The organism is Micromonospora sp. TSRI0369 (assembly GCF_001905625.1).
GTDB classification, from domain to species: Bacteria; Actinomycetota; Actinomycetes; order Mycobacteriales; family Micromonosporaceae; genus Micromonospora; species Micromonospora echinospora_A.
In genome coordinates this window covers 302,860-315,591 of record NZ_LIVU01000005.1, presented here as the reverse complement: position 1 = coordinate 315,591, position 12,732 = coordinate 302,860, and the positions used below count along the sequence as shown (strand labels likewise).

Below are 12,732 nucleotides of genomic sequence, written 5' to 3'. Positions count from 1 at the left end.
TCGCCGTTGCTCGCCTCAATGTCCGGATATGAGACTAAATCTCCATCGTCCGTTCGGTTGATTTGGCCATGACCTTTGGTCTAGTGTGGCTGGCACGACCGGTGTGGGAGGCCACCCGTTCTCCGAGGACAGGAAGGGCAGCATGACCACGATGACCATGGCATCGACCGCGACCGAGGTGCAGCGCGCGCCGCAGACCGGTGAGGAGTCCCGTGCCAGCGAGCTGATCGCGGCGCTCGCCGCGCTGCCCGCCGACCACCCGCAGCGGGCCGCCCTGCGCAACCAGGTCATCGAGGCGTGGCTGCCGCTGGCGAACCACCTGGCCGCCCGCTACAGCGGGCGCGGCGAGCCGGCCGGTGACCTGGCGCAGACCGCGGCGCTGGGCCTGATCAAGGCGGTGGACCGGTTCGACGCCTCGCGCGGCGTCGACTTCGCCGGGTTCGCCATCCCGACCATCCTCGGCGAGATCAAGCGGCACTTCCGCGACCGCACCTGGAACATCCGGGTTCCGCGCCGCCTCCAGGAGCTGCGCCTGCGCATCTCCGAGGCGAACAGCACGCTGACCCAGACGCTCAACCGGGCCCCGACCGTCGCCGACATCGCCGCCCACCTCGACGTCACCGAGGAAGAGGTGCTCGAAGGTCTGGAAGGTGCCCGCGCCTACAACGCGGTGTCGCTGTCCACCCCGATCGGCGACGGCGACAGCGCCACCGAGCTGGGCGACACCCTCGGCGCCGAGGACAACGAGTACGAGCTGGCCGACCTGCGCGCCTCCCTGGGCCCGGCGCTGGCCACGCTCGACGAGCGCGAGCAGAAGATCCTCACGCTGCGCTTCTACGGCAACCTGACCCAGAGCGAGATCGCCGCCCGGGTCGGCGTCTCCCAGATGCACGTGTCCCGGCTGCTCGCCCGCGCCCTGACCAAGCTGCGCGGCCAGCTCACCGAGGCCTGAGCCACACGCACCGCGACCCCCGCCGGCCCGTGCCGGCGGGGGTCGCGTCGTCCGTCACCAGGGCGAAGGCGGTGGTGGCGGCACCACCGGCGGGCGGTCGTCGCACGTGATGGTGTTCGGCAGCAGCCACGGGGCCAGCCAGCCGCCGTCGTTGCCGCCGAGGTCGGTCAGAGTGAACTCCGACCCGGCCGGGGTGAAGTGGAACGAACCGCAGTTGTTCACGCCGACCGCGCCCACGTTGCGGGCGTCGACATCGGCGAAGCTCGCCCCGCCGGCCGTGCGCGCGCTGACCACCGACGTCCCGGCGCCGTCGACCCGGATGTCGTGGAAGCGGACGTTGTCGATGCGGACCCGGTCCTTCACGGGCCAGTCGCTGACCAGCATGATCGCGTTGTAGGTGCTGTCCAGGTACGCGTCGCCGCTGACCAGGATGTCCGCGTCGATGCTGCGGTCCAGCGCGTAGAACCAGATCGCGCCGAGACCGATGTTCCAGTTCAGGTCGTACGTGCCGGCCCGCACCGTGGTGTTGCCGGTGATCCGCAGGCGGCCGGTGAACGGCTCCGCCCCGAACCGGGCACCGACCTGGATCGCGCTGCCCTCGCGGACCGGATCGGCGATCAGGTTGTGCGCGACGGTCAGGTCCGCGCCGCCGTACAGCGCGATGCCGTTGGCGAGCACCGGCGACTGCACAGTGTTGTACGCGAACGTGTTCGACGCGTTCGCCGTCCCCTCCGACCACATCGCCAGCGCGTCGTCGCCGCTGTTGCGGACCACCGAGTTCGTCACCGAGGAGCGGGTGACGCCGGTGTGGAAGTTCAACCCGTCCGCGATCTGGTCCGCGATCACGGTGTTCGTGACCCGCAGCCCGGTCATCGGCCCGTCGAACCACATGCCGACCTTCGTGTGGTGCAGGTAGAGGCCGTCGATCGTGCTGTGGCTGAGCGCCCCGCCGACGGCGTTGACCTGGTCGGTGTCGATCCGCTCGCGGACGTCGCCCTCGATCGCGAAACCGGACAGGTGCACGTCGCGGCTGCCGCCGTCGACGGCGTCGCGGCCGTAGAAGCCGACGCCCGTGTGCCGGGAGCCGTCGGGCGCGGGCGTGTCCAGCGCGACCTCACGTCCCCGCACGATCGTGTACCAGCTGCCCGCCCCGGCGATCGTCACGTCGTTGACGACGATGTGCCGGTTGACCTGGTAGGTGCCGGGCGGCAGGTAGAGCGGGCGGTCCACCCGCCGCGCGTACGCGACGGCCCGGTCGAACGCGTCGGCGGACTCCCGCCGGCCGGTCGGGTCGGCGCCGAAGGACAGCGCGTCGACCGCGCGGGGGACCACGCGGGGCGGCGCGACCAGGTGCGCGTCCACCAGGTCGATCACCGTCCAGGCGGTGCCGCGCGGCGCGGTCAACCGGACCACCTCACCGGCCCGATGGGTACGGCCGAGCAGCATCCGCTGCTCGTCGTAGAAGTGGTGCGGCCGGAACGGCTTGGTGATCACCGGCGCGGGCGTGGTGGCCGCCGGGACGCAGGAGCACTCGGTGATCCACCAGTCCGGGTGCAGCAGGTCGGCGCCGGGGTCGTTGGTGAACGGGTATTGGTTGTAGAGCCAGGCGTACTGCGAGGTCAGCGTCATGGTGCGGGCGGGCGCGCGCCCGACGGTGATCCGCAGCGGCGCGGTGATGCCGCCGCCGCCCGGCGCGTCCGGGATGCTGTAGCGCACGGTGAGCGCGTTCGTGGGCCGGGGGAGCGTGAGTTCGACGTACTGGCCGGGCAGCAGGCGCACGGCCCGGCGGCCGGACGCCTCACCTGCGAGTGTGTACGCCGACCGGTCCGGCCCGATCACGACGCCGGTGGTCCGGCCGTGCTCGGCCTCCTGCTCGACGTAGTCCACTGTGGCGCCGCGACCGGCCACGAGCGCGGGGTCGAGCCCGGCGCGCGTCACCACCGGGGCCGGTCCGCGCGGGGGGCCCGCCGCGGCGGCGCCGGGCGGGACGAGCAGGGTGGCGGTGACCAGCGCCGCCGCGAGGATCCTCGGCACGCTCCGCGACATCGGAGCACCCACTTTCTCGGGGGACGGGTGGCCTCGGCGGCGCAGGCCATCGACAAGGGTCCTCATGTTATTCCCGCTATCTGTTCTCTTTCAAGCATCAATCTGCTCTCATCTTTCGGACAGGTTGCCGCCCTCGGCGGCAAGAAGTGACCCGTACGGTTGTTCATTTCTTGCAAGAATCCGACGTACGATTGCCGCCGTGACGAAGCGCCTGACCGAGGTCGCCCGCAAGGCGGGTGTCAGCGAGGCCACCGTGAGCCGCGTACTGAACGGCCGCGGCGGCGTGTCCGAGGCGACCCGGACCGCCGTGCTGACCGCCCTCGACGTGCTCGGCTACGAGCGCCCGAGCAAGCTGCGCGGCGAACGCGCCCGCCTGGTCGGCCTGGTGCTTCCGGAGTTGCAGAACCCGATCTTCCCGGCGCTGGCCGAGGTGGTCACCGGATCCCTCGCCCAGCGCGGCTTCACCCCGGCGCTGTGCGCCCGCACCATCGGCGGCGTGCCCGAGTCCGGGTACGTGGAGATGCTGCTCGACCACCAGGTAAGCGGCGTCATCTTCGCCGGCGGCTCGTACGCGCTCGCCGACGCCTCGCACGAGCACTACCGGCGCCTCACCGACCGGGGCCTGCCGGTGGTGCTGGTCAACGCCGGCGTCGAGGAGCTGGGCTTCCCGCGCGTGTCCACCGACGACGCGGTCGCCGTCGAGCAGGCGTACGGACACCTGCGCTCGCTCGGCCACGACCGGATCGGCCTGGTGCTCGGCCCGGCCGACCACGTGCCCTCGCGCCGCAAGCTCGACGCGATGGTCCGGGCCGCCGGCTGGGGAGACGACCGCTCCCTCGTCGAGCGGTCGAGCTTCTCGATGGAGGGGGCGCGGGTCGCCGCCACGAAGCTGATCGAGCGCGGCGTGACAGGCATCGTCTGCGCCAGCGACGTGCTCGCGCTGGGCACCATCCGGGCCGCCCGGCGCCTGGGCTGCGCGGTGCCGGCCGACGTCTCGGTGGTCGGCTTCGACGACTCGGCGTTCATGACCTGCACCGACCCGCCGCTGACCACCGTGCGGCAGCCGATCGAGACCATGGGGCAGGCCGCTGTGGACCTGCTGGTCACCCAGATCGAGGGCGCCGGGGTGCTGCACGACGAGCTGCTGTTCGAGCCCGAGCTGGTGGTACGCGGCTCCACCGCCCCCGCCCCCCGCCGCTGACCCCGGGCCTACTCACTCACCCATCTCGGCCGGCTAAGCCCCGTCGGGCGGTGCCCGACACTGCCGCCCCGGCGCCGGCGGCCCTCGACCTCTCCGGTGTCCCGTCCCTCGTGGAGCCCCACCCCGCCGCATCCGTCGATCTGCTGGCGGCGACCGCGTCTGGTCAGGGTGGTTCCGCGTCCAGGGGGCCGGATGGCCGCGCTCCCACGGCCGCCTCCGGACTTCCGTCGGCAAGTTCAGTTCTTGCATTGGATAGTTCGCATCTTGCTGGCTCCGGTTCGCGTCGCTACAGTGACTCCACTCACACCTGACCCGGGGCGCGGTTTCCGGAGGCAGGGCGCGTGCCGGCTGCCGTTCCACCACCAGAGGCAGCCGCGCGGTCACCGCACATCAGTGAAGGCCATGGATACACCCGTTCCCGAAGGGATGGACAGATGTCCGTACCGCAGTATCGGAAGGTCGCGGCGCTCGCGCTCGCGACCGGCCTCGGGCTCAGCCTTGCGGCGTGCTCCACCAAGAGCGACGACAGCAGCGACGCCGGCGGCAAGGTCACCATCACCGTCGACTGTCAGCCGGTCGGCGCGCAGAAGGAGCTGCTGAAGAACTGGAACGACGACGTCGCCGAGTTCCAGCGGCAGAACCCGGACATCGTCGTCAAGAGCGTCAGCGTCGGCGAGCAGTGCAACAACCCGCCGGACTTCACCGCCCGCCTCGCCGGCGGCACCGTCACCGACGTGTTCTACGGCTACATGACCGACCTGCAGCAGGTGCTGGACTCCGGCCAGGCGATGGACATCGGCCAGTACGCCACCAAGGACACCATCCCCACCTGGGACAGCGTCGACCCGGCGCTCAAGGAGGTCTTCACCGACGGCGGCAAGCTCTACGCCGTACCGGTGAAGAACTACTCGATGGGCCTGATCTACAACAAGGCGCTGTTCCAGCGCGCCGGGCTCGACGTCGACAACCCGCCGAAGACCTGGCCGGAGGTGCGGGCCGCGGCCAAGAAGATCTCCGCGCTCGGCGACGGCATCGCCGGGTACGCCGAGTACAGCGCCGGCAACACCGGCGGCTGGCACTTCACCTCGCTGCTCTACTCGCAGGGCGGCCAGGTGCTCAGCGCCGACGGCAAGAAGGCCGACTTCAACAACGCGATGGGCAAGCAGGTCCTGCAGAACCTCAAGGACATGCGGTACGGCGACAACAGCATGGGCGCCCGGCAGCTGCTCCAGTGGGGTGACCTGCTCACCAACGCCGGCGCCGGCAAGGTCGGCATGTTCATCGGCGCGCCGGACGCTACCCAGGCGATCGTCAGCCAGTTCCAGGGCAAGTACCAGGACTGGGCGATGGGCCCGCTGCCCGGCCAGGACGGGCAGGCCAAGGCCACGCTCGGCGGCGGCGAGGGCTACTTCTTCAAGAAGGGCCTGAGCCCCGAGCAGGTGAAGGCCGGTCTGAAGTGGCTCGCCTACCAGAAGCTCACCCCCGGCAAGGGCCAGTTCGACTACGTGCGCGCCAAGCCGCAGAACTACCCGGTCGGCCTGCCCCAGCCGCTGCTGTTCGCGAACGGCAGCGACGCGCAGAAGCAGGAACTGGAGCTGCGCAAGGCCAACGCGAACGTGGACACCACGAACTTCGCGGTCTTCGAGGCGAACCCGGTGCCGATCAAGGGCGAGCCGCGTAACGCCCAGGCCATCTACGCGGTGCTCGACGCGGCGATGTCCGGGGTGCTGACCAACCCGAACGCGAACATCGACGCGCTGCTCAAGACCGCCGAGGACAAGGTCAACCAGCTGCTGGCCGCCGGCAGCTGACCCGACCGGAGGTGGGGCCGGCGCACCGGCCCCACCTCCCCGAGCACCGCAGGAGTCGCCTTGGCGCTCACCACCGTCCCCGGCGCCACCCGCCGTACCCGCCCCGTCGCGCCGCCGTCGCGTATCTCCCGACGCCGCGCCGGCCTCGGCCGCAAGGTGCGGGACAACCTCACCGGGCACACGTTCCTCATCGGCGCTGTCGTGTGCTTCGCCGTCTTCTCCTGGTACCCGATGGTGCGCGGCGTCGTGATGAGCTTCCAGCGCACCCGCCGGGGCGAGACCACCTGGGTCGGCTGGGACAACTACAGCCGGATCATCGCCGATCCGAGCTTCTGGACCGCCTGGAAGAACACGTTCGTCTTCACCGGCCTGGCGCTGGTGCTCGGCTACCTGGTGCCGTTCTTCGTGGCGATCCTGCTCAACGAGCTGCGCCACGCCAAGGGCTACCTGCGGGTGCTGGTCTACCTGCCGGTGATGCTGCCGCCGGCCTCAGCGCTGTTCCTGTTCAAGTTCTACGCCTACGACCCGAGCGAGGCGGGGCTGTTCAACGCGATCCTCACCGCGCTGGGACTGCCCACGTCGGAGTGGATGCAGTCGCAGGCGATGACGATGCCCGCCATGGTGATCGCGTCGACCTGGATGAACATGGGCGGCGCCGTGCTGATCTACCTGGCCGCGTTGCAAAACATCCCCGGCGAGCTGTACGAGGCCGCCGAGATCGACGGCGCCGGGGTGTGGCGGCGCATCCGGCACGTCACAGTGCCGCAGACCCGGCTGATCCTTGCGCTGCTGGCGATGCTCCAGATCGTGGCCACCATGCAGCTGTTCATCGAGCCGCTGATCCTCGCCAACGGCGCCGGTACGCAGGACTCGGCGACCTCGGTGGCGTACCTGATCTACCAGCACGGGTTCTTCCAGAACGACCTCAACGGCGCCGCCGCGCTCGGCGTGATCATGCTGGTGGTGCTGGCCGGGTTCTCCGCCGTCTACCTGCGACTGACCGCGAGACAGGACTAGGACATGGCCGCCGACAGCACCACCCGTACCCTCATCTCCCACGCCCAGCTGCGGCGCGGTCGCGGCCGCGTCCTCTACTGGGCCGTGCTCTCCGTGGTCGTGGCCGGGTTCACGCTGGTCTTCCTCGGCCCGCTGTACTGGATGGTCACCGGCGCGCTGAAGTCCGGCCAGGAGATCGCCCAGACCCCGCCGACGCTGTTCCCGCGCGACCCGCAGCCGGGCAACTACGTGGACGCCTGGACCAACCTGGACCTGGCGAAGCTGCTGTTCAACACGTTCTACTACGCCACCGGCGCGGTGCTGTTCCAGCTCGTGTTCGACACCGCCGCGGCGTACGCGCTGTCGAAGCTGCGTCCGGTGCTGGGCAAGCTGATCCTCGGCATGATGCTGGCGACGCTGATGATCCCGGCGATGGTGCTGATCGTCCCGCAGTACGTCACGGTGATCGACCTGCCGATCGTGCACGTCAACCTGCTCGACTCGCCGTTCGCGATCTGGCTGCCGCTGGTGGCGAACGCGTTCAACATCTTCCTGCTGAAACGGTTCTTCGACTCGATCCCGGAGGACCTGATGGCCGCCGCCGTGATGGACGGCGCCACCCCGCTTCGCACACTCTGGTCCATCGTCCTGCCGATGTCCCGCCCGATCCTCGGCGTGGTGGCGATCTTCGCGGTGACGGCGGTCTGGAAGGACTTCCTCTGGCCGAAGCTGGTCATGCCGTCGCCGGAGACGCGGACCGTCAGCGTCGGCATCTACGCCTTCGCCGGCGGCACCCCGATGAACGTGGTCATCGCCGCGTCGGTGATCGCCGCGATTCCCACAGTCGTGCTGTTCCTGATCTTCCAGCGCAACATCATGTCCGGCCTGACCACCGGCGGCCTCAAGGGCTGACCGGGCGCCGCCGCAAGCCCGCCGCATGCCCGCCGCCCCAGTACCGACCCCGCAGAAAGCAGGTGCCCGTGTCCATGGCCGACAACAGCCCGTGGTGGCGCTCCGCGGTGATCTACCAGGTCTATCCGCGCAGTTTCGCCGACGGCAACGGCGACGGGATCGGCGACGTCGCCGGCATCCGGTCCCGCCTGGACCACCTCGCCGCGCTCGGCGTCGACGCGATCTGGTTCAGCCCCTGGTACCCGTCGCCGATGGCCGACGCCGGCTACGACGTGTCCGACTACCGCGACATCGACCCGGTCTTCGGCACGCTCGCCGAGGTGGAGGCGCTGATCGCGGAGGCGCACGCGCTCGGCATCCGCAGCATCGTCGACGTGGTGCCCAACCACTGCTCCGACGCGCACCAGTGGTTCCGGGCCGCACTGGCCGGCGGGCCGGGCGCGCCCGAGCGGGACCTGTTCTGGTTCCGCCCCGGCCGGGGACCGGGCGGTGACCTGCCGCCCACCGACTGGACCGGCGAGTTCGGCGGCCCGACCTGGACCCGCACCACCGACCCGGACGGCACGCCCGGCGACTGGTACCTGCACCTGTTCGCCCCGCAGCAACCCGACTTCAACTGGGACCACCCCCGGGTACGCGCCGAGTTCGAGGACATCCTGCGGTTCTGGTTCGACAGGGGTGTGGACGGCATCCGCATCGACTCGGCTGGGCTGCTGGTCAAGGACGGCGCGCTGCCGGAGGTCCACCCGGACCGGCCGCACCCGTTCCGCGACCAGGACGGCGTGCACGACGTGTACCGCGCCTGGCGGCGCATCGCCGACTCCTACCCGGGCGGGCGGGCGCTGGTCGGCGAGGTGTGGCTGCCCGACCGGCAGCGGTTCGCGAACTACCTGCGCCCGGACGAGCTGCACACCGCGTTCAACTTCGACTTCCTCGGCTGCGCCTGGGACGCCACAGCGCTGCGGGACAGCATCGACGGCACGCTCGGCGCGCACGCCCCGGTCGGCGCCCCGGCCACCTGGGTGCTGTCCAACCACGACGTGACCCGCCACGTCACCCGGTACGGCCGCGCCGACACCCGGTTCAGCTTCGCCGCCAAGCGCGAGGGCATCCCCACCGACCTGGAGCTGGGCACCCGACGGGCCCGCGCCGCCGTGCTGCTGTCCCTCGCGCTGCCCGGCGCCGCCTACGTCTACCAGGGCGAGGAGCTGGGCCTCTGGGAGGTCGAGGACATCCCGTACGAGCTGCGGCAGGACCCGATGTGGGAGCGGTCCGGGCGGGTCGACCCGGGCCGCGACGGCTGCCGGGTGCCGCTGCCCTGGCAGGGCGACACCCCGCCGTTCGGGTTCAGCCCGGATGGCGCGGCCGCCGCGCCGTGGCTGCCGCAGCCGGCCGACTGGAAGGACCGCACGGTCCGCGCCCAGACCGGCGACCCGCACTCGATGCTGGAGCTGTACCGGGCCGCGCTGGCGCTGCGCCGCGCCGAACCCGCGCTCGGCGACGGCACGCTGACCTGGCTGCCCGCACCGGACGGCGTGCTCGCGTTCGCCCGCGAGCCCGGCTTCACCTGCCTGGTCAACCTCCGCGGCACAGCGGTGCCGCTGCCCGCGTACGACGAGCTGCTGCTGGCCAGCGGCCCACTCGACGACGACCGGCTGCCACCGGACACCGCGGTCTGGCTGCGTACCCGATCGGCCTGACGGCGGCGCCGGCGGCCCCGTCCCGCCGCCGGCGCCGCGATGACACCCGGCGGCCCGTCCCGGCCGCCGCGCCGCACACCTGGGGAGGAGGAAGGAGAGGCAACGCCGCACGGGGGATCTGGCCACCGACGAAAGGGAGCACACCCCGCATGGCCGAGCACCGCACCGCGCACCGCCACCGCAGCACCGGCGTGGCCGCCCTCGCCGCCGCCGCGCTCGCCGCCTCGACACTCGTCGTCGTGGCGCTCACCACGACCGCCACCCCGGCGTCCGCCGCCGGGCTGTCCCCGTTCGACATCGCCGGCCGCGGCGCCACCGTGCCGTTCCGGGAGCAGGAGGCCGAGCAGGCCGCCCACACCGGCACGAAGATCGGCCCCGACCGGCGCTACGGCACGCTGCCGTCCGAGGCGTCCGGCCGCGAGGCGGTCACCCTCGACGCCGTCGGCGAGTACGTCGAGTTCACGCTCACCGCCCCGGCGAACGCTGTCACGTTCCGGTACAGCCTGCCGGACAACGCCGCCGGCACCGGCCGGGACGCCACCATCGACCTGCGCGCCAACGGCACGCTGGTCAAGGCGGTGCCGGTCACCTCCCGGTACGGCTGGTACTACGGCGGCTACCCGTTCAACAACAACCCGGGCGACACCAACCCCCACCACTTCTACGACGAGACCCGGACCATGTTCGGCACCACGTATCCGGCCGGCACGAAGATCCGCCTCCAGGTCTCCTCGACCGCCCAGTCACCCACGTTCACCATCGACCTGGCCGACTTCGAGCTGGTCGGCGCGCAGATCACCAAGCCGTCCGGCGTGCTGGACGTGGTGACCGACTTCGGCGCCGACCCGACCGGCGCCACCGACTCGACGGCGAAGTTCCAGGCCGCCGTGGACGCCGGCAAGGCGCAGGGCCGGGCGGTGTGGATCCCGGCCGGCACGTTCACGCTCTGGGACCACGTGGTGGTCGACGGCGTGACGCTGCGCGGCGCGGGCCCGTGGTACTCGGTGCTCGGCGGCCGGCACCCCACCGACCGCAAACGCGCCGCCGGAATCTACGGCAAGTACGTGCCGGGCGGCGGCTACTCCGGCGAGATCCGCCCGCACGAGGCCGGTGGGCCCAGCCGCAACGTCACGCTGCGGGACTTCGCCATCATCGGCGACATCCGGGAGCGGGTGGACGAGGACCAGGTCAACGCCATCGGCGGCGCGATGACGAACTCGGTGGTGGACAACCTGTGGTTGCAGCACACCAAGGTCGGGGCCTGGATGGACGGCCCGATGGACAACTTCACCATCCGCAACAGCCGCATCCTCGACCAGACCGCCGACGGGGTGAACTTCCACTGGGGCGTCACCAACTCGACTGTCACCAACACGTTCGTCCGCAACACCGGCGACGACGCGCTGGCCATGTGGGCGCAGAGCGTGCCGAATGTCGGCAACTCCTTCACCCGCAACACGATCGGCGTGACGATCCTGGCCAACCACCTGGTCACGTACGGCGGGCGGGACATCACCATCGCCGACAACGTCACCGCCGACTCGGTCACCAACGGCGGCGGCATCCACGTGGCGAACCGCTACCCGGGCGTGACCGGGCCGACGGCCGTGGCCGGCACCATCACGGTGGCCCGCAACACGCTGATCCGCAACGGCAACTCCGACTACAACTGGCAGTTCGGCGTCGGCGCGATCTGGTTCTCCGCGCTCAACGAGCCGATCCAGGGCGCCGCCATCAACGTGACCGACACCGACATCCTGGACAGCTCGTACGCGGCGCTGCACTGGATCGAGGGCCAGACCAGCGGCATCTCGTTCGACAACGTCCGCATCGACGGCGCGGGCACGTACGCGCTCCAGGTGCAGGCGCCCAGCCAGGTCCGGTTCACGAACGTGCGGGCCACCGGCATCGCGCAGTCCAACCCGATCCACAACTGCGTCGGCAGCGGCTTCCAGATCACCCAGGGCACCGGCAACTCCGGCTGGTACACGGCCACCCCGTACTGCGGGCCGTGGCCGCAGCCGCAGTGGGGCAACGGCCCGTCCAGCCCGCCGCCCACCAGCCCGGCGCCGACCACGGCAGCGCCGACGACGGCCCCGCCGACCACCGCGCCGCCGACCACGCCGCCGCCGGCCGGCGGGAACCTGGCCCTGGGCCGGCCGGCGACCGCCACCAGCACCACCCAGACGTACGCCGCCGGCAACGCCGTCGACGGCAACCCGGCCAGCTACTGGGAGAGCGCCAACAACGCGTTCCCGCAGTCGCTCACCGTCGACCTCGGCGCGTCCCGCACCGTCGACCGGGTGGTGCTGAAGCTCCCGCCCGGCTGGGAACGGCGTACCCAGACGCTGTCCGTGCTCGGCTCGACCGACGGCTCCTCCTACACCACGCTGGCCGGGTCGGCGGGGCGCGTCTTCGACCCGGCGGCCGGCAACAGCGTGCCGATCGCGCTGCCGTCGGGCGACCGGCGGTTCGTCCGGGTCACCGTCACCGGCAACACCGGCTGGCCGGCGGGCCAGCTCGCCGAGCTGGAGGTGTACGGCGGCGGCACCACCACACCGCCGCCCACCACGACTCCGCCACCCACCACCGCACCGCCCACCGGCAACCTCGCGGCGGGCCGGCCGGTCGCGGAGACCAGCCACGCCGACGTGTACGGCGCCGCAAACACCGTCGACGGCAACGTCAACACCTACTGGGAGAGCGCCAACAACGCCTTCCCGCAGTCGGTGACGGTCGACCTGGGCAGCGCCCGGCCGGTGGCCCGGGTGGTGCTGAAGCTGCCGCCGTCGGCGGCCTGGCAGACCCGTACCCAGACCGTGTCCGTGCTCGGCTCCACCGACGGCTCGTCGTTCTCGACGCTCAAGGCGGCGGCGGGCTACACGTTCGACCCGGCGGGCGGCAACAGCGTGTCGATCGCGCTGCCCGCCGGTGACCGCCGCTTCGTGCGGCTGACCTTCACCGGCAACACCGGCTGGCCGGCCGGCCAGCTGTCCGAGTTCGAGGTGTACGCCTCCTGACCCGGCGCGGCGGGGGCCACCGCCGGTCCCCGCCGCGCCACCGCACCCCCACCCCCGAACGCCTCTCCACCTCCCCCGGGAAGAAGGTGTCCGT

Annotated in this window: 8 protein-coding genes; 7 read left to right on the top strand and 1 reads right to left on the bottom strand. The window is 71.5% G+C overall.

Features of this window, described 5'->3' with window-relative positions:
• The first annotated feature begins 142 nt into the window (after window positions 1–142).
• The gene (locus AMK25_RS18690; RefSeq protein WP_073829638.1) at window positions 143–952 is read left to right on the top strand and encodes a SigB/SigF/SigG family RNA polymerase sigma factor; all 810 of its coding nucleotides are present in this window, start codon (window positions 143–145) and stop codon (window positions 950–952) included.
• Window positions 953–1,006: 54 nt separating this feature from the next.
• On the opposite strand, the gene AMK25_RS18685 is transcribed toward AMK25_RS18690, so the two are convergent.
• Entirely contained in the window at window positions 1,007–2,998 is a 1,992-nt protein-coding gene (locus tag AMK25_RS18685; protein WP_073829637.1) for a glycosyl hydrolase family 28-related protein, read from the bottom strand.
• A gap of 199 nt (window positions 2,999–3,197) precedes the next feature.
• On the opposite strand from AMK25_RS18685, the gene AMK25_RS18680 reads away from it, so the two are divergent.
• The 6 genes from AMK25_RS18680 to AMK25_RS18655 all read left to right on the top strand — a co-directional run bounded on the left by AMK25_RS18680 (window position 3,198) and on the right by AMK25_RS18655 (window position 12,638).
• Entirely contained in the window at window positions 3,198–4,199 is a 1,002-nt protein-coding gene (locus tag AMK25_RS18680) for a LacI family DNA-binding transcriptional regulator (RefSeq protein WP_073829636.1), read from the top strand.
• A gap of 434 nt (window positions 4,200–4,633) precedes the next feature.
• Complete coding sequence (locus tag AMK25_RS18675; RefSeq protein ID WP_073829635.1) at window positions 4,634–6,010, top strand: ABC transporter substrate-binding protein; 1,377 nt, start codon at window positions 4,634–4,636, stop codon at window positions 6,008–6,010.
• Window positions 6,011–6,070: 60 nt separating this feature from the next.
• Entirely contained in the window at window positions 6,071–7,027 is a 957-nt protein-coding gene (locus AMK25_RS18670; RefSeq protein WP_073829634.1) for a carbohydrate ABC transporter permease, read from the top strand.
• Window positions 7,028–7,030: 3 nt separating this feature from the next.
• Entirely contained in the window at window positions 7,031–7,918 is an 888-nt protein-coding gene (locus tag AMK25_RS18665; RefSeq protein WP_073829633.1) for a carbohydrate ABC transporter permease, read from the top strand.
• Window positions 7,919–7,992: 74 nt separating this feature from the next.
• On the top strand, window positions 7,993–9,618 hold the full coding sequence (locus AMK25_RS18660; protein ID WP_073829632.1) for a glycoside hydrolase family 13 protein: 1,626 nt from the start codon (window positions 7,993–7,995) through the stop codon (window positions 9,616–9,618).
• A gap of 149 nt (window positions 9,619–9,767) precedes the next feature.
• Window positions 9,768–12,638 (top strand): discoidin domain-containing protein, encoded by a 2,871-nt coding sequence (locus AMK25_RS18655; protein ID WP_073829631.1) that lies wholly within the window; start codon window positions 9,768–9,770, stop codon window positions 12,636–12,638.
• Window positions 12,639–12,732: the final 94 nt, after the last annotated feature.